20 protein-coding genes are annotated in these 24,844 nt (G+C 40.7%); 13 read left to right on the forward strand and 7 right to left on the reverse strand.

All coding sequences use genetic code 11. From position 1 onward, the window contains the following. The first annotated feature begins 18 nt into the window (after positions 1-18). From rpsG to C2869_RS09935, 4 genes are all read left to right on the forward strand, one after another. Positions 19-489: a 30S ribosomal protein S7 gene (gene rpsG / locus C2869_RS09920; RefSeq protein ID WP_108602782.1), complete on the forward strand. Its 471-nt coding sequence runs from the start codon at positions 19-21 to the stop codon at positions 487-489. Positions 490-628: 139 nt separating this feature from the next. After that, positions 629-2,725 (forward strand): elongation factor G, encoded by a 2,097-nt coding sequence (gene fusA, locus C2869_RS09925; protein WP_108602783.1) that lies wholly within the window; start codon positions 629-631, stop codon positions 2,723-2,725. Between the two features lie 62 nt (positions 2,726-2,787). Further along, positions 2,788-3,972, forward strand: coding sequence for an elongation factor Tu (tuf, locus tag C2869_RS09930; RefSeq protein WP_108602772.1), 1,185 nt, complete (start codon positions 2,788-2,790; stop codon positions 3,970-3,972). A gap of 111 nt (positions 3,973-4,083) precedes the next feature. After that, complete coding sequence (locus C2869_RS09935) at positions 4,084-4,539, forward strand: cyclic nucleotide-binding domain-containing protein (protein WP_108602784.1); 456 nt, start codon at positions 4,084-4,086, stop codon at positions 4,537-4,539. 175 nt (positions 4,540-4,714) lie between these two features. On the opposite strand, the gene fusA (C2869_RS09940) is transcribed toward C2869_RS09935, so the two are convergent. After that, positions 4,715-6,796, reverse strand: coding sequence for an elongation factor G (gene fusA / locus C2869_RS09940; protein ID WP_108602785.1), 2,082 nt, complete (start codon positions 6,794-6,796; stop codon positions 4,715-4,717). Positions 6,797-7,032: 236 nt separating this feature from the next. Between fusA (C2869_RS09940) and arcB the strand changes: the two genes are divergently transcribed. Further along, positions 7,033-9,372 (forward strand): aerobic respiration two-component sensor histidine kinase ArcB, encoded by a 2,340-nt coding sequence (gene arcB / locus C2869_RS09945; protein WP_108602786.1) that lies wholly within the window; start codon positions 7,033-7,035, stop codon positions 9,370-9,372. Positions 9,373-9,641: 269 nt separating this feature from the next. On the opposite strand, the gene arcA is transcribed toward arcB, so the two are convergent. Both arcA and C2869_RS09955 read right to left on the reverse strand, forming a co-directional pair. Then, positions 9,642-10,352, reverse strand: a complete 711-nt coding sequence (gene arcA, locus C2869_RS09950) for a two-component system response regulator ArcA (RefSeq protein WP_108602787.1) — start codon at positions 10,350-10,352, stop codon at positions 9,642-9,644. A gap of 90 nt (positions 10,353-10,442) precedes the next feature. After that, positions 10,443-12,095 carry an ATP-binding protein gene (locus C2869_RS09955; RefSeq protein WP_199915644.1) on the reverse strand — a complete coding sequence of 551 codons (1,653 nt, stop codon included), beginning with the start codon at positions 12,093-12,095 and terminating at the stop codon, positions 10,443-10,445. Between the two features lie 234 nt (positions 12,096-12,329). Between C2869_RS09955 and C2869_RS09960 the strand changes: the two genes are divergently transcribed. After that, complete coding sequence (locus C2869_RS09960) at positions 12,330-12,758, forward strand: DUF3293 domain-containing protein (RefSeq protein ID WP_108602788.1); 429 nt, start codon at positions 12,330-12,332, stop codon at positions 12,756-12,758. Positions 12,759-12,846: 88 nt separating this feature from the next. Here C2869_RS09960 and glgA read toward each other — a convergent pair whose 3' ends face one another. From glgA to C2869_RS09975, 3 genes are all read right to left on the reverse strand, one after another. Further along, positions 12,847-14,277, reverse strand: a complete 1,431-nt coding sequence (glgA, locus tag C2869_RS09965; RefSeq protein WP_108602789.1) for a glycogen synthase GlgA — start codon at positions 14,275-14,277, stop codon at positions 12,847-12,849. A gap of 2 nt (positions 14,278-14,279) precedes the next feature. Then, positions 14,280-15,512: a glucose-1-phosphate adenylyltransferase gene (gene glgC, locus C2869_RS09970; protein WP_108602790.1), complete on the reverse strand. Its 1,233-nt coding sequence runs from the start codon at positions 15,510-15,512 to the stop codon at positions 14,280-14,282. 80 nt (positions 15,513-15,592) lie between these two features. Continuing rightward, positions 15,593-16,582 carry a methyltransferase gene (locus C2869_RS09975; RefSeq protein ID WP_108602791.1) on the reverse strand — a complete coding sequence of 330 codons (990 nt, stop codon included), beginning with the start codon at positions 16,580-16,582 and terminating at the stop codon, positions 15,593-15,595. Positions 16,583-16,837: 255 nt separating this feature from the next. Between C2869_RS09975 and cysD the strand changes: the two genes are divergently transcribed. Genes cysD through cysC form a run of 5 tightly spaced genes read left to right on the forward strand, consistent with a single transcriptional unit; the run spans position 16,838 to position 22,488 of the window. After that, positions 16,838-17,746, forward strand: a complete 909-nt coding sequence (gene cysD / locus C2869_RS09980; protein ID WP_108602792.1) for a sulfate adenylyltransferase subunit CysD — start codon at positions 16,838-16,840, stop codon at positions 17,744-17,746. Between the two features lie 2 nt (positions 17,747-17,748). Continuing rightward, the gene (locus C2869_RS09985) at positions 17,749-18,708 is read left to right on the forward strand and encodes an acetyltransferase (protein WP_108602793.1); all 960 of its coding nucleotides are present in this window, start codon (positions 17,749-17,751) and stop codon (positions 18,706-18,708) included. 12 nt (positions 18,709-18,720) lie between these two features. After that, positions 18,721-20,136, forward strand: coding sequence for a sulfate adenylyltransferase subunit CysN (gene cysN / locus C2869_RS09990; RefSeq protein ID WP_108602794.1), 1,416 nt, complete (start codon positions 18,721-18,723; stop codon positions 20,134-20,136). A 3-nt stretch (positions 20,137-20,139) separates the two neighbouring features. Continuing rightward, the gene (locus tag C2869_RS09995) at positions 20,140-21,864 is read left to right on the forward strand and encodes an SLC13 family permease (RefSeq protein WP_108602795.1); all 1,725 of its coding nucleotides are present in this window, start codon (positions 20,140-20,142) and stop codon (positions 21,862-21,864) included. 27 nt (positions 21,865-21,891) lie between these two features. After that, complete coding sequence (cysC, locus tag C2869_RS10000) at positions 21,892-22,488, forward strand: adenylyl-sulfate kinase (protein ID WP_108602796.1); 597 nt, start codon at positions 21,892-21,894, stop codon at positions 22,486-22,488. Between the two features lie 136 nt (positions 22,489-22,624). Here cysC and trmB read toward each other — a convergent pair whose 3' ends face one another. Next, positions 22,625-23,347 (reverse strand): tRNA (guanosine(46)-N7)-methyltransferase TrmB, encoded by a 723-nt coding sequence (gene trmB / locus C2869_RS10005; RefSeq protein ID WP_108605029.1) that lies wholly within the window; start codon positions 23,345-23,347, stop codon positions 22,625-22,627. A 136-nt stretch (positions 23,348-23,483) separates the two neighbouring features. On the opposite strand from trmB, the gene mutY reads away from it, so the two are divergent. Next, positions 23,484-24,512, forward strand: a complete 1,029-nt coding sequence (mutY, locus tag C2869_RS10010) for an A/G-specific adenine glycosylase (protein ID WP_108602797.1) — start codon at positions 23,484-23,486, stop codon at positions 24,510-24,512. A gap of 20 nt (positions 24,513-24,532) precedes the next feature. Further along, on the forward strand, positions 24,533-24,805 hold the full coding sequence (locus C2869_RS10015; RefSeq protein WP_108602798.1) for an oxidative damage protection protein: 273 nt from the start codon (positions 24,533-24,535) through the stop codon (positions 24,803-24,805). The last annotated feature ends 39 nt before the right edge of the window (positions 24,806-24,844 follow it).

A 24,844-nucleotide genomic window follows, 5' to 3' on the forward strand; every position in this document is an offset into this window, starting at 1 on the left:
AAATATTGGAGAATTGAGATGCCAAGAAGAAGAGTCGTAGGACAACGTAAAATCCTACCAGATCCAAAGTTCAAATCAGAACTTTTAGCAAAATTCATTAATGTCGTTATGTTAGACGGCAAAAAATCTGTTGCAGAGAAAATCGTTTACGGTGCACTTGATATTGCAGCAGAAAAAGCTACTAAAGAACATTTAGATGTTTTCGAAGGTGCTTTAGATAACGTTCGCCCAAGCGTAGAGGTTAAATCTCGTCGTGTTGGTGGTTCTACTTATCAGGTTCCTGTAGAAGTACGTCCTGTTCGTCGTAATACTTTAGGTATGCGTTGGTTAGTAGATGCAGCTCGTAAGCGTGGTGAAAAATCTATGGCTCAGCGTCTAGCCGCCGAAATCATTGACGCAGCGGAAAACAAAGGCTCAGCAGTTAAGAAACGTGAAGACGTTCATAAAATGGCTGAAGCTAACAAAGCTTTCGCACATTACCGTTGGTAATATCCTTAGGGCTGCTGCTCAGCAGCCCTTTCCGTTTTTTCACTTTTCTTTTAATTTTGTACGACTACACTTAACGGTTAAATAAAAAGTTGTTAAGACAGTTTTTTATTTAAACGTTAATAAAAATGAGGACGTCACTTTGGCTCGTAAAACTCCCATAGATCGTTACCGCAATATAGGTATTTGTGCCCATGTTGACGCCGGTAAAACGACGACGACCGAACGTGTATTATTTTATACTGGTTTATCTCATAAAATCGGTGAGGTTCATGATGGCGCGGCCACTATGGACTGGATGGAACAAGAACAAGAGCGTGGTATTACCATTACGTCTGCAGCTACCACTTGCTTTTGGCGTGGTATGGACGCGCAATTTGACGAGCATCGCGTTAATATAATCGACACCCCTGGGCACGTTGACTTCACCATTGAAGTAGAGCGCTCATTACGTGTTTTGGATGGTGCTGTGCTGGTTTTGTGTGGCTCGTCTGGTGTGCAACCGCAAACAGAAACCGTATGGCGTCAAATGGAAAAATACCGTGTACCACGCATGGTTTTTGTCAATAAAATGGATAGAGCCGGTGCCGACTATATACGTGTAATCGAGCAAATGCGTGACCGTTTAAAAGCGAATCCTGTTCCTATTCAAATAGCGATTGGCGCTGAAGAAGAATTTAAAGGTGTTGTCGATCTCGTTAAGATGAAAGCCATCAACTGGAACGAAGCGGATCAAGGTACTACATTTGAGTACGAAAATATTCCAGCAGATTTACAAGACCTAGCTGAAGAATGGCGTGAGCACTTGTTAGAAGCTGCGGCTGAAGCCAGCGAAGATTTAATGGAAAAATACCTTGAAGAAGGTGATATACCAGAAGAAGAATTAAAAGCAGCTATTCGTCAGTTAACGATTGATAACCAAATTATCCCATGTACCTGCGGTTCAGCGTTTAAAAACAAAGGTGTTCAAGCGGTACTAGATGCTGTCGTTGAGTATTTACCATCGCCAACCGAAGTTGAAGCGATTAAAGGTATTAACGAAGATGAAAGCGAAGGTGAGCGCCCATCTGATGATGACGCGCCGTTTGCAGCGTTGGCATTTAAAATTGCTACTGATCCATTTGTTGGTACGTTGACTTTCTTCCGAGTTTACTCTGGTGTGGTTAATCAAGGCGATGCTGTCTACAACCCTGTTAAAGGTAAAAAAGAACGCTTTGGCCGAATAGTGCAGATGCACTCTAATTCGCGTGAAGAGATTAAAGAAGTTCGAGCAGGTGATATTGCAGCAGCAATTGGACTTAAAGATGTCACCACTGGTGATACGCTTTGTGATCCTGAGAACATTATCACACTGGAACGCATGGAGTTCCCTGAGCCAGTAATTTCTGTTGCGGTAGAGCCGAAAACGAAAGCTGACCAAGAAAAAATGGGTATTGCTTTAGGTAAGCTAGCGGCAGAAGACCCTTCATTCCGCGTTGAAACCAACCATGAAACGGGGCAAACTATTATTTCTGGTATGGGGGAGTTACACCTCGATATCATTGTTGACCGCATGAAGCGTGAATTCAAAGTTGAATGTAACGTAGGTCAGCCTCAGGTGTCTTATCGTGAGACAATACGAGGTTCTGTTGAAGTCGAAGGTAAGTTTGTTCGTCAATCAGGTGGACGTGGTCAGTTTGGTCATGTTTGGTTGAAAGTTGAGCCGTTACCAGAAGGCGAAGGCTTCGAGTTTGTTAATGAGATTGTTGGTGGTGTGGTTCCAAGAGAATACATACCAGCAGTTGAGAAAGGTTGCCAAGAGCAAATGCAGGCGGGTGTCTTAGCGGGTTACCCTCTTCTTGACGTTAAAGTGACATTATACGATGGTTCGTACCATGATGTTGACTCTAACGAAATGGCGTTTAAAATTGCTGCATCAATGGGCTTTAAAAAAGGCGCGTTACAAGCTAACCCTGTATTACTTGAACCTGTTATGCAGGTTGAAGTTGTCACTCCAGAAGAAAATATGGGTGATGTTGTGGGTGATTTGAATCGACGTCGGGGCTTGATTGAAGGCATGGACGAAGGTCCGGGTGGTATGAAGCAAGTTAATGCTGTTGTACCACTAGCTGAAATGTTTGGTTACGCGACTGATTTGCGTAGTGCAACTCAGGGGCGTGCATCCTATTCGATGGAGTTTAAGCAATATGCTGAAGCACCAAAGAATGTTGCTGATGCAATAATCGAAAAAAGAACTTAATTTCATATGAAATCGTTTATTTACGCGCGTGTAAATAAACACTTAACTAAAGGTACTGGAAAGTGGCTAAAGAAAAATTTGAACGTACGAAACCGCACGTCAACGTTGGTACTATCGGACACGTTGACCACGGTAAAACTACATTAACAGCAGCAATCACAACTGTTCTTGCAAAAGTACACGGTGGTGAAGCTAAAGATTTCGCATCAATCGATAACGCTCCAGAAGAGCGTGAGCGTGGTATCACAATCTCAACTTCTCACGTTGAGTATGACACACCAACTCGTCACTATGCACACGTAGACTGTCCTGGTCACGCCGATTATGTTAAAAACATGATCACAGGTGCTGCACAGATGGACGGCGCTATCTTAGTAGTAAGTGCTGCAGATGGCCCTATGCCACAAACTCGTGAGCACATCCTATTATCACGTCAGGTAGGTGTACCTTACATCATCGTATTCATGAACAAATGTGACATGGTTGATGATGAAGAGTTATTAGAATTAGTAGAAATGGAAGTACGTGAATTACTTTCAGAGTATGACTTCCCAGGTGATGACTTACCACTAATCCAAGGTTCAGCGCTTAAAGCGTTAGAAGGCGAGAAAGAGTGGGAAGACAAAATTGTTGAATTAGGTGAAGCACTTGATTCATACATCCCAGAGCCAGAGCGTGAAATCGACAAGCCATTCCTAATGCCAGTTGAAGACGTATTCTCAATCTCAGGTCGTGGTACAGTAGTAACAGGTCGTGTTGAGTCTGGTATCATCAAAGTTGGTGAAGAAATCGAAATCGTAGGTATCCGTGAAACGCAAACTACGACTTGTACTGGTGTTGAGATGTTCCGTAAACTTCTTGACGAAGGGCGTGCAGGTGAGAACATTGGTGCATTATTACGTGGTACTAAGCGTGACGACGTAGAGCGTGGCCAAGTACTTTGTAAGCCTGGTTCAATCACACCACACACTAAGTTCGAGTCAGAAGTATACGTACTTTCTAAAGACGAAGGTGGCCGTCATACTCCATTCTTCAAAGGTTACCGTCCACAGTTCTACTTCCGTACAACTGACGTAACTGGTGCAGTAGAGTTACCAGAAGGCGTAGAAATGGTAATGCCTGGCGACAACATCAAAATGGTTGTTGAGCTAATTGCTCCAATCGCGATGGACGAAGGTTTACGTTTCGCTATCCGTGAAGGTGGCCGTACTGTTGGTGCTGGCGTTGTAGCTAAGATCATCGAATAATAAAGAATTTATTTTCTTTTTCTAAAAAGGTCGCGCAAGCGGCCTTTTTTGTATCTAATATTAACTATATTCAGTTTACTTACCTGACTTATCTATACAGTCCTTTGTTATATGCGCCGCATCGATAAAATTAATAAGCTTAAATTAGCTGAAATTTTAAACCGTTTAACTTTTTTCGCTAAATTCTCTATCGAGCAGCGGGAGGTGTTGTTAAGTGCAATTGATAGCTTCTATTTTTGCAAGAAAGGCTTTCCTGTACAGGAAGAAGGCGAGTTAAGCACTCAATTTTATTTGATTCTATCTGGTACCTTGGTTATTAGTAAATCTGGCTCTGATAAAGTATTAGGTAAAGTCAAAGCAGGAGAGTTTATCGGCGAAGGTAGTTTCATTGGCATAAGAGCAAAAAGCGCGACAGCTCGAGCTGAGGAAGACGTCATTGTGATGGCGATAGAACGATTAGAATTAGATAAATTACCTTCAACGATTAGAGAAAAATTTAAAGACGCGATCATAGAAGGTATGGCAAAGCGTATTGTTTATCTGTCAGATATTATCCAAAAAGCGTAATTATTTAATACCTTAAGCAATGAGCTGCTAACCAGACTAAAAGTATCAAAATTACAAATATTGTGATGATGAGACTTGGCTTGCAAGCTCTGCAAGCATGAATGCTCGCCTACGATAATCAGACAATAAAAAGCCCCGCATAGGCGAGGCTTTTTAGCAGAAAAATTAAGAAATATTACTTCTTATCTTTTTCTTTAGAAGCAGCGATTACTTCGTCTGCAACGTTTTGTGGACATGCTGCGTAGTGGCTGAATTCCATAGAGAATTGACCACGACCAGAAGTAATAGTACGTAAGTGACCAATGTAACCAAACATTTCTGAAAGAGGAACATCACCTTTAATACGTACGCCAGTTGCGCCAGCTTCTTGGTCTTTGATCATACCACGACGACGGTTAAGATCACCGATTACGTCACCAACATTGTCTTCAGGAGTGAATACGTCAACCTTCATCACAGGCTCTAATAATTGAGCGCCCGCTTTAGGGATTGATTGACGGAAAGCACCTTTAGCTGCAATTTCGAATGCAACAGCTGATGAGTCAACTGCGTGGTATGCACCGTCGAATAATTCAACTTCAACGTCTAATACAGGGAAGCCAGCTAACACACCTGTTTCCATCATTGATGCGAAACCTTTCTCAACAGCTGGGAAGAATTCTTTAGGAACGTTACCACCAACAACTGTAGATGTGAAAGTGAAGCCTGAGTTTGGCTCACCAGGCTTAATACGGTAGTCGATTTTACCGAATTGACCAGAACCACCAGATTGCTTCTTATGCGTGTATGAATCTTCAACTTCTTGCGTGATTGTTTCACGGTAAGCAACTTGTGGTTGACCTACATCTAACTCAACGCCGTAAGTACGCTTAAGAATATCAACTTTGATATCTAAGTGAAGTTCACCCATACCAGATAGGATTGTTTCACCTGAATCTTCATCAGTTTCAACGCGGAAAGACGGATCTTCAGCAACCATTTTACCAATAGCGATACCCATTTTTTCAGTTGAACCTTTATCTTTAGGCTTAACCGCAATTGAGATAACTGGCTCTGGGAATACCATGGCTTCAAGAATACAAGGGTCTTTCGGATCACATAAAGTGTGACCAGTTTGCACGTTCTTCATACCTACGATAGCTATGATGTCGCCCGCTTGTGCTTCTGATAATTCATTACGATCATCGGCTTGCATTTCAACCATACGGCCAACACGCTCAGTTTTACCTGTTGCAGCGTTAAGAATAGTGTCACCTTTCTTAAGACGACCAGAGTAGATACGTACGAAAGTAAGAGCACCGAAACGGTCATCCATAATTTTGAATGCTAAAGCACGTAATGGCTCATCTGCGCTAACCGTTGCAACTTCGCCAGTTGGTTCACCTTCTTCATCAGTAAGAGGTTGAGGATCAACTTCAGTAGGCGCTGGTAAGTAATCAACAACAGCATCTAGTACTAATTGAATACCTTTGTTTTTGAAAGCAGAACCACAGAAAGTAGGGAAGAACAATAAGTCACGAGTACCTTTACGGATACAAGCTTTGATTTGCTCTAAAGTTGGCTCTTCACCTTCCATGTAAGCCATTAATAATTCGTCATCAGCTTCTAAAGCTGTTTCGATTAATTGCTCACGGTATTCAGCAGCTTTCTCTACTAAGTCAGCTGGAATATCTTCAATTTTGTAGTTTTCAGGAAGACCTGTGTCATCCCATACGTAAGCTTTTTGGCTTAATACGTCAACAACACCAACGAAGTCATCTTCTTCACCAATTGGTAATGTCATAACAAGTGGGTTTGCACCAAGTACATCTTCAACTTGCTTAACAACACGGTAGAAGTTAGCACCTAAACGGTCTAATTTGTTTACGAAGATAACACGAGCTACTTCTGAGTCGTTCGCGTAGCGCCAGTTAGTTTCTGATTGTGGTTCAACACCACCAGAACCACAGAATACACCGATACCACCATCTAATACTTTTAATGAACGGTATACTTCAACTGTGAAGTCAACGTGACCAGGAGTATCGATAACATTTAAACGGTGATCGTTCCAGAAACAGCTAACAGCAGCAGATTGAATAGTAATACCGCGCTCAGCTTCTTGTTCCATGAAGTCAGTTGTCGCTTCACCTTCGTGTACTTCACCAGTTTTGTGAATTTGACCAGTAAGTTTAAGGATACGTTCTGTAGTGGTAGTTTTACCAGCATCAACGTGAGCGAAGATGCCTATATTTCTGTATTTTGACAAGTCAGCCATTGTCTTACTCTATCTAGTTTGAATTGGTTTAAAAAAAACCGCGCGAGTATATCATTTATTCAACAAAACAACACAGAGTTTTGTAATAAAGCTGGGTGACAGTTTTTATTACTCGAATTTTAAAGCGCTAAATGCAGGTTATGATTAATTTTCCCTATTGAAAACAATTCGCTACAATCTAACTATTCACGCTATCGCTTAGCATTTTGTAAATAAGCCGCAATTTTAATCACGATATGAGCAAAAAACGAAAAAGTTCCCGTTGGCCAGAAAACATCGCCAAAATTATCAAGCAATTTGGTCCAGTGAAAACTAGCCTCATTTTTATTGCTGTCGCTATTCTTGTCACCTTGGGGGAAACTTCATTTATCAACTATTGGATTGATGAAGGGGTAGCGTATCGCGATTATATTTCAGGCATGGTATTAACTTTGGTGATAGCACCTTGGTTACTATTTTTTGTGTTTGAATTGATCTCTCGGTTGCAAGATTCGCGTGAAGAGCTGACTCAGGCTATTTTTGAGCTGGAAGATCTGCGTACACAAGACAGGTTATCAACAGAATATTTACGCAAAAATATCGAAAAACTGAACTTTGAAATAGAAGAGCGTAAGCGAGCTGAGTTGCAACGAGAAGAAGCAATCGCATTATTGCAACAAGAAATAGAAGAGCGTAAGCGTACAGAGCGCCACTTATATGAACAAAGTGTTTTGTTGCGCTCTAGTTTTGATTGTTCGCCTGATATTATTTATTACCGAGATGAAAACGGTCGATTTGCAGGCTGTAATAAATCGTTAGAAGCCTTAACCGGCATGACCGAGCGCGAGATGATAGGCCTAACGCCTTGGGATGTTTACCCTAAAGACGTTGCTGAGCAGGTTATTGACTCTGACGAGGAATGCTTCGCCAGTAACACCAGCCTATCGTACGATATTTGGTTAACTTTCCCTGATGGTATGAAACGCCTTTACGAATTTAAAAAGGTGCCATTTTTTAATGAAGATGGTAAACGTATTGGCTTGCTTGGCTTTGGGCGTGATGTTATGGAGCGTAAACTTGCGCAAGATGCATTGGAAAAAGCTAGCCGTGATAAAACCAAATTTATCTCGACAATTAGCCATGAATTAAGAACACCACTGAACGGTATTGTCGGTATAAGTCGTATTCTGCAACAAGAGAAATTGTCCTTCCAGCAAGCGAAGCATGTTAAAACGATTTACGCTTGTGCCGTTACTTTAGGCAACATTTTTAATGACATTATTGATTTAGACAAAATCGAACGAGATAGATTAGAAATAAACAACACTGTGGTTGATTTAGCTAATTTAACGGAAGAGCTAGCAACAGTGGCAGAGTTGCAAGCAGAACAAAAAGGTTTACAGTTTAAGTTTAAGCACAATTTACCGCTAGAGTTATGGTCGGTTGCTGATCCAACACGTTTACGTCAAGTGCTATGGAATCTATTAGCTAATGCGGTTAAGTTTACTTTGAAAGGCTGCGTTGAGCTTAGAGTAGATTGCCAAATAAGCAATGGTGCAGCTTGGATAGACTTTGAAATTGAAGATAGTGGGATAGGCATTGATGAAAATGAGATCGCCAATATCTTTGCTATGTACTATCAGGTTGATCGTAAAGAAGTGAGTGCCAGTATGGGCACGGGTATTGGTCTTGCCATTTCTAAAATCTTAGTTGACGCCATGGGCGGTCAAATTGAAGTTTATAGTGAAATGAATAAAGGCAGTGTTTTTACGGTTTCAATTAAAGTCGATTTAGCCGAAAAACCACCTGAGCCTCTGTCTGAAGTGGATATTCCGCCACTCCATATTATGTTGGTAGAAGATGTTGAACTGAATGTGCAAGTGGCTACCGCATTGCTTGAGAAAATGGGGCACACCATAGAAGTGGCCATGACAGGTCAAGCAGCGAAAGAACTATACCGCCCAGATACGTTTGATTTAGTTTTACTTGATATTCGCTTGCCGGATATGACGGGCTTCGATGTTGCTGCTTATTTACGTGAAACTTATGATGAATTGCCGCCTATGGTGGCATTGACCGCCAACGTAGTGAAAAGCAAAGAAGCTTACACAGATAAAGGATTGGAAGATGTCATTGCTAAACCTATCCAACTGAACCAATTAGAGTCAGTATTTGCGCGTTTGTTTGATCGTCGTACCCCTATCGAACCTTTGAATAAACAAGCATTACAATCGGCGTCTAGTCAAACTGATAAAGTGTTAAATCAAGAGTTCATGTCGCAAATGATTGAGACAATTGGCTTAGAGCGTATTCAAGACAACCTAGTGTTGTTTGAAAAGTTAATTGCTGATTATTTAGTGGTATTAGATACGAATTTGATTGCTGGTGATAAAGATGAAATTGGCTCACAAGCTCACAAAATTAAAGGTGCAGCAGCCTCAATGGGCCTTAAGAACATACAAGAGATCGCTAATCAAATACAAGAAACCGATACGCCCGCTTGGTGGGATAACTTAGAGCCTAGAGTTAACCTATTGAAGAAAGGTTGTGATAACGATATTGAAGTATTGAAAGCTTGGTTAAAAGAGCAAGAGTAAGTGCTTTTTTATGTTGTGGAAGTGTTCACAAGCATAAAGTCTCGCCTTGTGGCGAGACTTGGCTTACAAGCCATTACTTTTGGTGCCTGCAGGGGGGGAGGTACTTAGTATTTGTCAGGAACAAAACTCTGTAGTCTTGCTCTTTTGGGTTAAGTTTGTAGGCTTGGTTTGCAGGCTCTACAAGCATAAATGCTCGTCTACAACGAAAGAAACAGACATAAAAAAACGGCTAATTAGCCGTTTTTTTATGTTCGAATGACTGAAGCCGTCTAGTCTAACTGACCAGAGAAACGATAGCCTTCACCGTGAATAGTTGAGATTATTTCTGGTGTGTCAGGTACATCTTCAAAATGTTTACGTAAGCGACGTATAGTTACGTCAACCGTACGATCATTCTCTTTTAATTCGCGGCCTGTCATTTCTTTAATAAGCTGGTCACGAGTAAGGATTTTACCTGGGTTATCTAGTAATAATTTTAATGCGCGGAATTCACTCTTAGGTAAACGTATGCTGTCTTGGCTTGGTGATACTAAAGAGCGTGAATCACAATCCAATACCCATTTATTAAACTTGTATTCAGAAATTGATTCAGTTGATTCAGTTTTCGCTGTCTCAATTGAACGGGCTAAAATGTTGCGCGCGCGAATAGTTAACTCACGAGGGTTAAATGGTTTAACTAAATAATCATCAGCGCCAATTTCTAAGCCTAATATACGATCTACATCGTTATCACGGCCAGTTAAAAAGATAAGGCCAATGTTCTTTTTCTCGCGTAATTCACGCGCTAGCATTAAGCCATTTTTACCTGGTAGATTAATATCCATTATCACCAAGTTGATTGCTTCATCAGTCAGAAGCTGATGCATTTCATCACCGTTCTCGGCACAGTAAACTTGGTAACCTTCGGCTTCAAATAAGCTTTGTAAGGTACTGCGTGTGACCGCTTCGTCTTCTACAATCAGGATTTTTTGAGTTTGCATGATAATGGTTTCTTTTGCTTAGGTTGCTAAAAACAGAACTAACTGGTTGTTAATTATAATGTTCTAGTTGAGTTGACTCAACGGCTTAGCTTAATTTGTAGCCGAATTTGTATTAATTTCTTTCAATTGTACCACACGAACAGGGAAACTAATGTCAAATTGGATACCTTGGCCTTCCTCACTAGCTACCGTTATATTGCCTGCTAATGCTTGGGTAATCAAGTTGTAAACGAGGTGCATGCCTAATCCGCTGCCACCTTCGCCTCTTTTTGTTGTGACAAAGGGGTCAAATATACGTTTTCTTAACTGTTCGTTGATACCTTTACCGTTATCAGAGTAAGAAATATTTAGCTTGTCATTATAAAATTTAACGATTATTTGGATTTGCCCAGCTTCTATACCTTCAAAACCATGAATTAAAGAGTTCATGATTAAGTTAATTAAAATTTGATTAAGTGGCCCTGGTTTACTTTCAATCATCAGAGATTGTTCGCATTCAATGACAATTTCATGTTGATGGTTTTTCAGTTTAGGGCGAAGTGACAGTAATACTTCTTGGATTAATTGATAAACGCCAAATTCTCGATTAGTTTCACTGCCTTGATCAACCGCGACTTGTTTAAAGCTACTAATTAACTCCGCTGCCCGATTCAGGTTACGATAGATAATATTAAGATTTTCTTCGCCGTCACTTAAGAATTTATCTAGTTGTTGAGCGGTTAACTTTTTATTTTGTAAGTTATGTTGAATGTCTTTGATGCGGTCCATTAACAAAGTTGAGGCGGTAACACCTAAACCTATAGGGGTGTTAACTTCATGAGCGATCCCCGCAACCATATCACCCAGTGAGGCCATCTTTTCATTTTCAACTAATTGGTTTTGATATTGATGCAGTTTCTCTAAGGTATTCATTAATTCAGCATTGGCATTTTTGAGTGCAACGGTGCGTTGGCCAACTTTGTCTTCTAAATTTTGATTGAGTTTACGGATCTCGGTTTCGGCATTTTTTTGTTTTTCTAAATTGGAATGAATGCGATCTAGCATAGTATTAAACGAAGAGCTCAATGTACTTAGCTCTTGTAAAGTCTGCTTGGGAGCTCGCGCCGCGTAGTCTTTTTCGTTAGTCACACGTTTAAACAGCTGTACTAACTCTTCTAGTGGTTGGGTGATATTGCGCTGGAAACGCAATGCCAGCAAGAAAGAGACAAATAGTGAGGCGACTAGCACAGTGATCTTTAAATAGAGGGTATTATAAATTCGATTGTTTAATGCTTGTAATGATCCTCTAAGATACAAGTAGCCGATAATTTTACTCTCGTATTTGATAGGTCTTATTAACTCTAAATGGCTTTCTCCAAATCTAGGTTCGAGTAATGATTCTAGTTTGGCAAATTTAGCGGGAACCGGAGGAATACCTTTTTTGTTGTAGCTAGCAAAAAATTCAAGCTCGCCGCTAAAGTCATCTATTTTATAGACATGAATATTTTCGACAAAAGGGGTTAGCTCTAATGCTTTAAGACGGCTCGATTCTGTTTTGGGATCGTCAAGCAGTATGCTGGCGCTAGCATTAAAGGCAATAATATCGGCATAAGATTTAGCTTCAGACTCATGATTTAACTTTTGCTGTTTGATTTCTAGCCAACCATTAACAATAAATGCCGCGATCAGCGATAAAGCTGAGATCAGCATAACCATAAGTACAATGGTGTTTTTAATAGATGATGATGGACGATTGGCGGTCATTTTTTGTTTTGTTTATTGGAGTGAAGCTAACTTCTTATTAAGACTGGTTAATCACTTGTTAACAAGTGTATGTAGATAGCTCTATTTTAACAAGTTTTCTTTGTTAACTTTCGCTGTTAGTTGGTTATTATTATCCATATTCAATTTAAGTGTAGATGTGTATCTATCGTTTGTTGTTTTTATTGAGGTCATAGCAGCAATGAGTAGTGAGTGTAAGTAACGATATGGTGAATAATGCAACCGTCTAGTTCGCAATTGTGGTCATTATACAAAACGACGCAGTTTGTAATGGCGCAATCTTTATCACAAAGTTTGAATTTTGCCATTATTACGGCTTTTAATCCTTTGGGACAATTGAGGTCTCCTTCTTTCAATACCATTCAAGATAAAGCGCTACAGTATGATATTCAGCGTTTGAACACAGTTTATCGTAGTATTTATGGCTGCTCAGCGGATTTGAGTTACAGTGAAAAGAGTTGGTTAGTTGCAATTGAACAAAGTACAGCTATCGATCTCGCTATTGAGTATAAACAAAATGCGATTTATTTTGTTAATGGGGATAGATTGAGTTTAGTGCCCTGTTTGTTGGCCGATCAGCAAGAGGATTATATTGGTTCATTCCAGCAGAGAACTCGAATTTTTCCTGCTAATGTTTTTCGATGATGATGTGCTTGGCTTGGCTTGGTCGGTATGTGTTGAAAGCTAATAAAAAAGCGGAGAAAACTCCGCCTTTTCATCGAAATAATGACCATTACTTCATAGAGTTGTATACCGCAAGGTATTGTTGAGCGGCAGCATCCCAAGTAAAGCGAGTTTTAATTGCCCGATGTTTTACTGTGTTAAATACCTCAGGGTACTCATAGTAGAACAAGAGTGCTTTTAAAACACAGCTAAGCAGATCTTCAGGCTCAGGGTGGTGAAAAACAAAGCCATTACAGGTTTCAGGATCAGCCTCGTAATCGACTATTGTATCTTTTAAGCCACCAACCGCACGGACTATAGGTAATGTACCATAGGCCAATGAATACATCTGATTTAAACCACAAGGCTCAAATAGCGAGGGCATTAAGAAAAAGTCACTACCCGCGGTAATCAAATGGGCAAAGCGTAAGCTAAAGTCATTTAAAAAGTAGAACTTGTTACGATACTTTTCACTGAGCTCTTGAAGCTGGCCAACAAACTGAGGATCACCAGTACCACATAACACAATTTGCACATTATGGTGCAAAATATTCTCTAAAATAGGGAGTAGGTAGAAGAACCCTTTTTGGTCGGTAATTCGACAAACCATGCCTATAATAGGAATACTGTCATCGACAGGCAGGTGGCTTTGCTGTTGCAATGTTGCTTTACAAAATGCTTTACCTGACATGTCATCGGCGTTGTAGGTGCTTGGCAATAACTCATCAGTTGCAGGATCCCATTGGCTATAATCACAGCCATTAAGTACACCTGTAATATCCGCACTACGTTGACGGAACAAGTCTCCTAAATGATGTGAACCAAGGTCAGTTTGCAATTCCTGCGCATAACTTGGGCTAACAGCGACTAACTTATCGGCATGTTGAATAGCTATTTTTACCCAGTTAACCATACCGTGATGTACATATTGATGGTCAACCCCACTTTTTAGTAAAAAGGGGACTTGCTCTAAGTTAAATACACCTTGGAACGCGCCGTTATGTACAGTGTAAACTGATTTGGCTTCACTTAAGTAAGGATCTGAATGCCAATGCTTTTTCATAAAGTAGGGAATTAAGGCTGTGTGCCAGTCGTTACAATGAACAACATCCACTTTAAATTGTAAAACATGGGCTAAATGTAAAGCGGCCATGCTGAAAAACGCAAAGCGTTCGCCATTGTCAGCATAAGCATCATAGCCGTCACTATAAATACCTTCTCGATCAAAGAAATCACCTTGGTCGATGGCATACACTGTGACACCGTGTAAGTTGATTTCTTTTACCGAGTAGTAATAGCGTAGGTCGCCAGCGATGACTTCTAAGTTTTCAAATACCGTTTTAGCTTGATCGGCGTTGGCTGTCGTGCGGTAAAACGGCGTAACTATTTTAACGTTTTGATCTAGCTTGCTTAAAGCAATTGGCAGCGCTTTTGCAACGTCTGCCAATCCACCTGTTTTCGCTAAATCTTCAACTTCAGAAGAAACGAAAAGAATATTCATACTTAATCTTCGAACCCAATGCGAGCACCTTTAGGTACGGTTACTATGCCACTTTTAGACACGGTAAAACCGCGTTTTTCATCAAGCTCGCGATCAACTCCGATTGTTGTGCCTTCGGCTAATTGAACGTTCTTATCGAGTATGGCTTTTTTCAGCACGCAGCCTTTACCTATGACAGCATCACCCATAATGACACTTTCAGAAATTTCTGAACGTGGTTCAATTCGTACATTAAAGCCTAATACTGATTTCTCTACTTTAGCGCCGCGTAATAAACAGCCTGACGCAATTGATGAGTTAACAACAGTCGTTTGTGTGCCTTGTGATGTTTCTAATACTTGTGCAGGTGGTACTGTTGGATGATAAGTGCGCAATGGCCATTTTGCATTGTAAAGGTCAAATTCACTGTCTTTTTCAAGTAAATCCATATTGGCTTGCCAGTACGAATCTATCGTACCTACATCACGCCAGTAGAAAGCATTGCCTTTTTCGCCTGGAATTTTGTTATTAGTAAAGTCATAAACGTAAACATTACCTTCGGCCATTAAGCCTGGAATAATGTTTTTACCAAAGTCGTGGTCTGAATTTGGATCTTGAGCATCTTCTTTTAATGTGCGATACAGTTCATCTGGATCAAACACATAGTTACCCATTGAGATAAGGGCAACGTCAGGGTGGCCAGGAACACACTTAGGATTAGCTGGTTTTTCTTGGAAGCCAATCATTTTGCCTTCTTCATCAATTTCGATAACACCAAATTGATGTGCTTCTTCAATGGGTACACGAATACCTGCAACAGTTAATGAGGCTCCTTTGGCTTTGTGGTAATCCGTCATTTGGCGCACATTCATTTTGTAAATGTGGTCTGAACCAAATACACAAACTAACTCAGGCTGATGGATCTCAATTAATCGCAAGTTTTGATAAATCGCATCGGCTGTGCCTTCATACCAACGCTTACCCATACGCATTTGTGCGGGAATTGGGTCAATAAATTGGTCTGTTAAGCCAGAGAGATGCCAAGCTTGGCGGAGGTGGATATTAAGTGACTGAGATTTGAATTGCGTTAACACATAAATTTTTAGTAAATCTGAATTAACGAAGTTGTTTAAAACAAAGTCAATTAAACGATATTGACCTGCGAACGGAACAGCTGGTTTTGTACGAGTTTCGGTTAGTGGAAATAAACGAGTACCCGCACCGCCAGCTAGAATCATGGATAAGATCCCTGCCATAATGATGCCCTTTATTTGTTAGTTTTAATCTACTCACTTTTTTGCTATGCCATTTTTGTGCCATAGATTAGTGAGCATTCCTACGAGCAAACGTAAAGCTTAAACTTATTGTTTTGGGCTATTACGTCGACACGTTGAAAGTGTGTTTGCAATAGTGGTGGATATTTCAAGAAACTATTCGCGACTACGACTAACTTGCCATTTGGTTTGAGCTTAGCCTTGCAGTCCCTGAAGAAAGCCACGGTTATATCGTAGTCGATCTTAACCCCTGTGTGAAAGGGGGGATTGGTAAAAATCCAGTCAAATTTAGATGAAATTTTCATTAATCCGTTGCTGGTTATGCATTTTCCCTGAACATCGTTCAGTTGTAGGGTGTTTTTGGCAGATTCAACAGCAAAACAATCAATATCTGATAAGACCAGTTGGTCTATTTGATAGTGTTTTGCGATGTAGGTGCCAATGACGCCACAACCACAGGCTAAATCATAAATATTGCCAGAAATAGCAGAAGGTAAATTTTCTAGTAGTAGTTGCGTACCTTCATCTAATCGACCATGGCAAAATACGCCAGGTAAACTTGCGACCGGCATTGGGGTGGTATTAATTGTAAATTCAAATGGTTTGGGCTGAACATCACTAGCTTGATAATCTGGTATTAGACTGGCTCTGTATAACAAACAGTGTTTGCCTGAAGCTAATTTGTTTACAAACTGTAGGGCATGTGTAGATTGTTTTTTTAGCGATTTTATTCCGCCTTTATTTTCCCCAACAAATAGGATCTGACAATTGTCGTGACAGTAAGGGGATAATAAATCTATTAACACATTGAGTTTTTCTTTGGACTTTGGATAAAAAACAATAATGTTATTGTATTTTTGCGCTGGGCTGTTGGGGTATAAGTAAGAGGTGCCTTTACTTGGACAGTCAATATCGCGCAGTAGCCAAGTGTCCATTTCAGGCCAATGGGCTTGAGTAAATTGGTCACTGACTAAAGGATCAATAACCAGCGTGGTGCCAGAGATTAAGAGTTCTAAATGTTTTTCGAGTAATTGGCTAGGTGCTGATAGCATGGCAAACTTAATTTGTGTCTAAGATCGTCTATAATAGCGAGTTAATTTTATTCCTCAAAGCAAACAAGGTTTGTTTTGAGGAAAGCCCGTAGTCAAATTATAAACTTAAAGACAGCGCGGAAATATCACATAACCATTTGGATTATGGGTTTCGACTATGCTGATTTATTATAAGACTACTTGATTTTATAACTTTGTTGAATCTGTCTGGTTAAGTATTTCTTAGCCCGAGACAACTAAAGAAGCAGCCAAATTATGTTAGAACACAGATTGACCCATTTGAAGCAGCTTGAAGCTGAGTCTATTCACATTTTTAGAGAAGTTGCGGCTGAGTTCGAAAACCCAGTAATGCTTTACTCTGTCGGTAAAGATTCGTCGGTTTTATTACATTTGGCCCGCAAAGCTTTTTACCCAGGTAAAATACCTTTTCCTTTATTGCATGTCGATACAGGTTGGAAATTCCGCGAGATGATTGAATTTCGTGATCGCATGGCCAAAGAGTTAGATTTTGAATTATTAGTGCACCAAAACCCTGAAGGGTTAGCTCAAGGTGTTGGGCCGTTTAGTCATGGCAGTGCTGTGCATACTGACATCATGAAAACCCAAGCATTAAAACAAGCTTTAGATAAGTATGGTTTTGATGCCGCTTTTGGTGGTGCTCGTCGTGATGAAGAAAAATCGCGTGCCAAAGAGCGTGTATATTCGTTCCGTGATAAAAAGCATCGCTGGGATCCGAAAAACCAACGTCCAGAGTTGTGGAATATTTACAACAGTAAAGTGGCCAAAGGTGAAAGCATTCGTGTTTTCCCATTATCAAACTGGACTGAGTTAGATATTTGGCAATACATTTACTTAGAAAATATTCAAATTCCTGACCTTTACTTCTCTAAAGAGCGTCCAGTCGTGATGCGTGATGGCGTGAAAATTATGGTTGATGATGACCGTATGCCATTAGAAGAAGGTGAAAAGCCAGATATGGAAATGGTGCGTTTTAGAACGTTAGGTTGCTACCCACTAACGGGAGCAGTTAACTCTGAAGCAGCGACATTGCCAGAAATTATTCAAGAAATGCTGTTAACGACAACATCAGAGCGTCAAGGTCGAGTGATAGATAGTGACTCTGCTGGCTCGATGGAAAAGAAAAAAATAGAAGGTTACTTCTAAGTATGCCGCATTTCGACGTTTTTAATGGCGACGCCGATGGTATTTGCGCACTATTACAGTTGCGCTTAGCGCAACCGCGTGATGCTGAGCTTATCACTGGGGTTAAACGCGACATTAAATTATTAAGCCAAGTTAAAGGGCAAGCAGATAGCTTGGTTACTGTGCTTGATATTTCAATGGATAAAAACCATGACGCTTTGCTTGCCGTATTAGCTGATGGTGCTCAGGTGTTTTATTGCGACCACCATTTTGCTGGTGATATGCCTCAGCATGCTAATTTAGAGACGTTAATTAATACCGCGCCAGATACTTGTACCAGCTTATTGATCAATCAATATTTAAATGGTGCTTATGCTAATTGGGCGATTGTTGCCGCTTATGGTGACAATATTCTCACGGGTGCTGAAGCTTTAGCTGATCAACAAGGCTTATCGCAAACGCAGCGTGAAACATTAAAAGCTTTGGGTATTGCGATAAACTACAACGGTTATGGTGCGAGTTTAGCAGATTTGCATATAACACCGGCTGAACTATTCAAACGTTTATTGGCATACCCAGATCCACTTGAATTTGCTGAGTCAAAAAATAGCTTATATCAAACGCTATTGGCCAATTACCAAGCCGATTTAGATAAAGTGAAGACAGCTCAATTAGTACACGAGTCACCTACAGGACGTATATATCAGTTGCCTAATCAAGCATGGGCGCGACGTATATCGGGTGTATGGGGTAATGACTTAGCGAATGAGCGCCAAAATTTAGCACATGCGGTATTAACAGATTTAGACCAAGGGGGTTATTTGGTTTCGGTGCGAGCACCAAAAAATAACCCTTTAGGTGCGGACGAATTATGTCGTCAGTTCGCAACTGGCGGTGGCCGCAAAGCGGCTGCGGGTATAAACAATTTGCCCAACGACGAATTACAACGATTTATTACAACGTTTGAACAAACGTTTTCGTAGAGAGGATGACTCATGTCACATCAATCTGATTTGATTGAAAAAGATATTCATGCCTATTTAAAAGAACATGAAAGTAAAGAGCTATTGCGCTTTTTAACCTGTGGTAGCGTAGATGATGGTAAAAGTACCTTAATTGGCCGTTTGCTACATGATTCAAAAATGATCTATGAAGATCAGTTGGCCGCAATTACTAAAGATAGTAAAAAAAGCGGAACAACAGGTGAAGAAATTGATTTAGCCTTGTTAGTTGATGGCTTACAGTCAGAGCGTGAACAAGGTATTACTATTGATGTAGCTTACCGTTATTTCTCTACGTCAAAGCGTAAATTTATTATTGCCGACACCCCTGGTCATGAGCAATATACGCGTAACATGGCAACCGGCGCCTCGACTTGTGATTTAGCTATTATCTTAATTGACGCGCGTTACGGTGTACAAACGCAAACACGTCGTCATAGTTATATTGTATCTTTGCTAGGCATTAAGCACGTTGTTGTTGCGGTTAACAAGATGGACTTAGTTGATTTTAGTGAAGAGCGTTTTGAAGAAATCAAAGAAGCTTACCTTGAGTTTGCTCAAGAATTAAATATTCACGATATCCGCTTTGCGCCTATTTCTGCGCTTAAAGGCGATAACGTCGTTTCTCGCAGTGAAAGTACGCCTTGGTATAAAGGTGAAACTTTAATGCAGGTACTGGAGAATGTAGAAATTGTTGCTGATCGCAACTTAGCTGATTTCCGTCTTCCTGTGCAATATGTCAATCGTCCAAACTTAGATTTCCGTGGTTTTGCTGGCACAATCGCTTCAGGCATTGTTAAAGTTGGTGATGAAGTTAAGGCTATGCCTTCTGGTAAAACCTCTAAAGTTAAATCAATCGTTACATTTGACGGCGAAATAGAAGAAGCGTTTGCGCCTATGGCGATTACGTTGACGCTAGAAGATGAGATTGATATTAGCCGTGGTGACGTGATTGTTCCGGTTGATAACGAGCCTAAAGTCACGAATGCCGTGCAAGCACATATCGTTTGGATGGACGAGCAAGGGCTACAACCTGGCAAGGTTTATGACTTTAAGTTGGGCTCTAAATCGACTGCAGGTCAGATAGATAAAATTGACTACCGAATTAACGTTAATACATTAGAGCATGAGCAAACAGAACAGCTAGCGTTAAATGAAATCGCTTTATGTGATGTTAGTTTTAATGCGCCAGTTGCAATTGACCGTTATAACGACAATCAATTATTAGGTAGCTTTATTATTATTGACCGTATTAGCAATGTTACTGTTGGTGCAGGCATGATAGTTGAAGCCATTGAAAGTCAAGTTAGCGCTAGTCAGTTCAGCGAGTTTGAACTTGAGTTTAACCAATTAGTTCGTAAACATTTCCCTCATTGGCAGGCGATTGACCTAAAAGAACTAATTAAGTAAAACATGTCTCTTGAGCAAATAATAGTCGCGATAATTTTTATCGCGACTATATGCGCACTGATCTTTACTCATGTGCGCCCTACCTTAATTTTTACTTCTACGCTGACTGGGTTGATCTTAACCGGCACGTTAACACCCGAACAATCCTTGATTAATGCTGTAAACCCAGGGGTTGCGACACTCATTGCCTTGTTGTTAGCTTCGCGCGCGTTAGAACGCACCAGTTTATTAAAGCAAATTGCCCGTTTGGCACTGCGCGGTAGCGACAAGCTTACGGTGATCAAACTGACGAGTTTTGCCGCGCTATTTTCATCTTTTTTGAATAATACGGCGATAGTGGCGACTTTAATTCGGCCGATCAAATCTCAGAATCGATATCCGGCATCTAAATTACTGATGCCTTTAAGTTATGCAGCCATACTCGGTGGCACAACAACCTTAATTGGCACTTCAACCAATATGGTTATTAATAGTTTCTGGATGAGTGAGGGCAACCCATCGCTGAGCTTTTTTGCCTTTTTCCCGCTGGGTATAGTTTTGACCTTGGTGGGGATTGTGATCATCGTACTACGGCGTAATAGTTTGCCGCATTGTGAATTAGACAATAGCCAAAACAACTATTTTGTCGATGTTAAACTACGTGATAACTCAGAGCTTTATGGCAAAACAGTAGAAGAGGCTAACCTAAGAAATCTTCACTCGTTTTATTTAGTTGAGTTGTTACGCGATGGTCATTCTATTTCTCCTGTTTCGCCGACAACCGTATTGCAGCCTTGTGATCGGCTTATCTTTTCAGGTGACGTTAAAAATATTGAAGAGTTGCAACAGTTACCCGGCGCGAAAATTTTTGCTGAACATACAGGCTTGATGAGTGAAAACCTAGTGGAAGTCGTAGTGGCTGAGCGCTCGTCATTGGTCGGTAATACCCTTAAAAATAGCGGATTTCGCGCTATGTTTGATGCAGCAGTAGTTGGCTTAAAGCGCAACGGTTTAAATATTCCGGGTAAACTAGGGGAGATCACCTTACGCGAAGGTGACAGCTTGCTGTTAGCCGCTGGCCCTGATTTTAAGCAACGTAAAAATTTGTCGAAGCACTTTTTTGTTATTTCTGACATGGTGGTCGATCAGCCATTATCGAAAAAACAAAATGCCGCTATTATTGGTGGGTTTGCAGCGGTACTGGCAACAAGCATTGCTGGGTTTACTTCTTTGCTTACCGGATTAGTGCTATTTATTGTTGCGTGTTTGTTTAGTCAAATTTTAAAATCCAATGAGCTGAAGCGGTTATTTCCATTTGATTTATGGTTAATTATTACCGCCGCGTTATCCTTAGCACAAGCTATTAGCTTAAGCGGCTTAAGTGATTTGCTCGCCACCCAAATTCACAGTGTTTTTAGTGGTCATTCGGCACTAGCTGCATTAATCGGTTTATTATTGGTCACTATATTATTTACCGAAGTGGTAACCAATACTGCGGCGGCAGCACTGATGTTTCCATTGGCAATTGGCCTAGCTAATAGTTTTAATGTTGATAGCTTGCCCTTTGTTATGGCGGTAGCTTTTGGTGCTAGCGCCTGTTTTTTAAGCCCGTATGGCTATCAAACTAACTTGTTGGTATTTAATACCGCGGGTTATAAATTTATTCATTTTATTAGATTTGGCTTGCCGATCACTTTGGTTTACATAGTGCTTTGTGCGGGCTTAATACCCTATTTTTACCCGTTTTAAATAAAGACGGGATAAGAGAGATGCATAATGAACGAAAATATTGTTTGGCATAACACATCCGTTAGCAAGCAGCAAAGAGCTGAGCAAAAGCAGCAAAAGCCTTGTATTTTGTGGTTTACTGGATTAAGCGGCTCAGGTAAATCGACTGTGGCTAATGCGGTCGAACAGAAATTGTTTGATGCAGGCTGTCATTCTTATTTACTTGATGGTGATAATATTCGCCACGGTATTAATAAAGGCTTAACCTTTAGTGATGAAGACAGAGTAGAAAATATTCGTCGTATTGGCGAAATCAGCAAATTGTTTGTTGATTCGGGCTTAATTGTATTAACGGCTTTTATCTCGCCTTTTCAAGCTGATCGCCAATTAGTTCGTGAATTAGTCGGTGATGCTGAGTTTTTGGAAGTGTTTATTGATACACCGATCGAGGTGTGTGAACAGCGCGACCCTAAAGGCCTGTACCAAAAAGCACGTAAAGGTGAAATAAAACATTTTACTGGCATAGATTCACCTTACGAAGCACCAGAAAATCCTGAAATTGTGGTTAAAACAGCTGAACTCAATATCGAACAATGCGCGGAGCATGTAGTTAGCTATTTAAAAGAACATGGCTACTTAAAGTAATCGGTATTCATATTGTCCAGATGTAGGGGGTGTTTTCCCCCACTGTCTGTATGTAGGGTGGGGTTTATCCCCACTAACATAGAGTCAATTTAATAAATCGCGTTCGCTGGTTTAAAGCTAGCCCTACCAATGCCAATCATACTTTCTCAAAAATTAAATCCCAAACGCCATGCCCCAATCGATGGCCGCGCTCTTCGAACTTCGTTAATGGCCGATAATCAGGTCTTGGCACGTAATCGCCTTCGGTTGCAGTATTTTTAAAGCCCTCAGCTTGTACCATAACTTCTAGCATGTGTTCTGCATAGTTTTGCCAATCGGTCGCCATATGAAATTTGCCACCCACAGCCAGTTTACTGCGTAATAGCTGGACAAACTGTGGTTGAACAATGCGGCGTTTATGGTGACGCTTTTTATGCCAAGGATCAGGGAAAAATAGCTGTACTCGAGCTAAGCTGTTGTCGGCGATCATATCCGCTAGTACTTCGACAGCGTCATGCTCAAACAAACGTAAATTAGTCACACCTTGCTCATCAGCTGTTTTTAAACACGCACCAACACCAGGTTTGTGTACTTCGATCCCGATATAGTTTTTATCAGGATTATTGGCCGCCATTTCAACTAAAGATGCACCCATGCCAAAACCAATTTCCAAAACTACTGGATTGTTATTAGCAAATAGATCGCTAAAGTCGAGTGCTTGCTTAGCGTAATTGACACCCATGGTTGGCCAAAAGTCATCAAGCGCTTGTTGTTGGCCTTTGGTTAGGCGGCCTTCACGTAATACGAAGCTTTTTACTTCGCGAATTTTTCGACCATCAGCGATGGCTTTTTGTAATCTGGCTTGAGAAGTTTCTGACATAGGTAATTCTGGCAATGGCTCAATATTAACAACAGCGCTATTATCTACAAATCGAAAAACCACACAAGTTTAAACTGGATTTTCCTTGTACTGACAGTATCCTAGGCGCAACTTTTTTACTAAAGATACGAGATAAGTGAAAAATAGTTTCTCTGAACGCGTTGTGTCCTGGCATGATAAACATGGCCGCAAAGACTTACCTTGGCAGCAGGATAAAACCCTGTACCGAGTTTGGGTTTCTGAAATCATGCTGCAGCAGACACAGGTCAGCACTGTCATTCCTTACTTTCAACGCTTTATGGCGCAATACCCCACGCTGCATGATCTAGCCAATGCTAATGAAGATGATGTGTTACAGTTATGGACTGGACTTGGGTATTACGCTCGAGCGCGAAATTTGTTAAAAGCTGCAAAGCAAATGGTCGAACAATATGGCCAGTTTCCTGAGCAATTTACTGAGGTGGTTGATTTACCCGGTATTGGCCGCTCGACCGCGGGCGCAGTGTTGTCGTTAACCTTAGATAAACCCATTGCCATTTTAGATGGCAATGTAAAGCGTGTGCTGGCTCGCCACTTTATGGTTGATGGCTGGCCAGGGCAAAAACCGGTAGCGGATAAGCTGTGGGCTTTGAGTGAAGAAGTAACACCTAAGCAGCAAACCAGTGTGTTTAATCAAGCTATGATGGATATTGGCGCAACTATATGTAAGCGCGGTAAACCGTTATGTGAGTTGTGCCCTGTGCAAGATACCTGCTTTGCTAAAGCCAATAATTTACAAACGGCTTACCCACAACCCAAGCCGAAAAAAAATATCCCTGAGCGACAAACGACTATGTTGATCATGCGCTGTGAACAACATATCTATTTGCAACGTCGTCCAACATCAGGAATTTGGGGCGGATTGTACTGTTTCCCTCAGTTTGATGACGCGTCAGCGTTAGACGAGTGGTTACAAACACAGCAATTACAGATTGCTGATAAAACCCAGTTAGCCGCATTTCGCCATACATTTAGTCATTTCCATTTAGATATAACCCCGATAGTCATCGATCTTACGTCGCGACCATTATTGGTTAACGATAGTGAAGATATATGGTTTAATTTACAACAACAACGCGAGTTTGGTGTTGCGGCACCAACCCAGAAATTATTATCCCAGCTATAGATAATTAAGGTATTTAGAACATGGCCAGAACCGTATTTTGTCAATTACTGCAAAAAGAAGCAGATGGTTTAGATTTTCAACTTTATCCTGGTGAATTAGGCAAGCGCATTTTTGACAATATTAGCAAAGAAGCTTGGGGACAGTGGCAAGCTAAACAAACTATGTTGATCAATGAAAAGAAACTAAACATGATGAATGTTGATGATCGTAAAGTGATTGAGCAAGCCATGGTTGAGTTTTTATTTGAAGGTAAAGATGTAGTGATTGAAGGTTATACACCACCGGCTAAATAACCTTATTTTAATGTAGGGCTGGCTTTATGCCGGCTAACC

The sequence above is a fragment of the Saccharobesus litoralis genome, from assembly GCF_003063625.1.
Classification (GTDB): Bacteria; Pseudomonadota; Gammaproteobacteria; order Enterobacterales; family Alteromonadaceae; genus Saccharobesus; species Saccharobesus litoralis.

Bases quoted from the DNA above. Each gene is read 5' to 3' on its own strand.
- rpsG (WP_108602782.1), top strand. From the start codon at position 19: ATGCCAAGAAGAAGAGTCGTAGGACAACGTAAAATCCTACCAGATCCA.
- C2869_RS09935 (WP_108602784.1), top strand. From the start codon at position 4,084: ATGCGCCGCATCGATAAAATTAATAAGCTTAAATTAGCTGAAATTTTA.
- fusA (WP_108602785.1), bottom strand. From the start codon at position 6,796: ATGGCTGACTTGTCAAAATACAGAAATATAGGCATCTTCGCTCACGTT.
- arcB (WP_108602786.1), top strand. From the start codon at position 7,033: ATGAGCAAAAAACGAAAAAGTTCCCGTTGGCCAGAAAACATCGCCAAA.
- arcA (WP_108602787.1), bottom strand. From the start codon at position 10,352: ATGCAAACTCAAAAAATCCTGATTGTAGAAGACGAAGCGGTCACACGC.
- C2869_RS09955 (WP_199915644.1), bottom strand. From the start codon at position 12,095: ATGACCGCCAATCGTCCATCATCATCTATTAAAAACACCATTGTACTT.
- C2869_RS09960 (WP_108602788.1), top strand. From the start codon at position 12,330: ATGCAACCGTCTAGTTCGCAATTGTGGTCATTATACAAAACGACGCAG.
- glgA (WP_108602789.1), bottom strand. From the start codon at position 14,277: ATGAATATTCTTTTCGTTTCTTCTGAAGTTGAAGATTTAGCGAAAACA.
- glgC (WP_108602790.1), bottom strand. From the start codon at position 15,512: ATGGCAGGGATCTTATCCATGATTCTAGCTGGCGGTGCGGGTACTCGT.
- C2869_RS09975 (WP_108602791.1), bottom strand. From the start codon at position 16,582: ATGCTATCAGCACCTAGCCAATTACTCGAAAAACATTTAGAACTCTTA.
- cysD (WP_108602792.1), top strand. From the start codon at position 16,838: ATGTTAGAACACAGATTGACCCATTTGAAGCAGCTTGAAGCTGAGTCT.
- C2869_RS09985 (WP_108602793.1), top strand. From the start codon at position 17,749: ATGCCGCATTTCGACGTTTTTAATGGCGACGCCGATGGTATTTGCGCA.
- cysN (WP_108602794.1), top strand. From the start codon at position 18,721: ATGTCACATCAATCTGATTTGATTGAAAAAGATATTCATGCCTATTTA.
- C2869_RS09995 (WP_108602795.1), top strand. From the start codon at position 20,140: ATGTCTCTTGAGCAAATAATAGTCGCGATAATTTTTATCGCGACTATA.
- cysC (WP_108602796.1), top strand. From the start codon at position 21,892: ATGAACGAAAATATTGTTTGGCATAACACATCCGTTAGCAAGCAGCAA.
- trmB (WP_108605029.1), bottom strand. From the start codon at position 23,347: ATGTCAGAAACTTCTCAAGCCAGATTACAAAAAGCCATCGCTGATGGT.
- C2869_RS10015 (WP_108602798.1), top strand. From the start codon at position 24,533: ATGGCCAGAACCGTATTTTGTCAATTACTGCAAAAAGAAGCAGATGGT.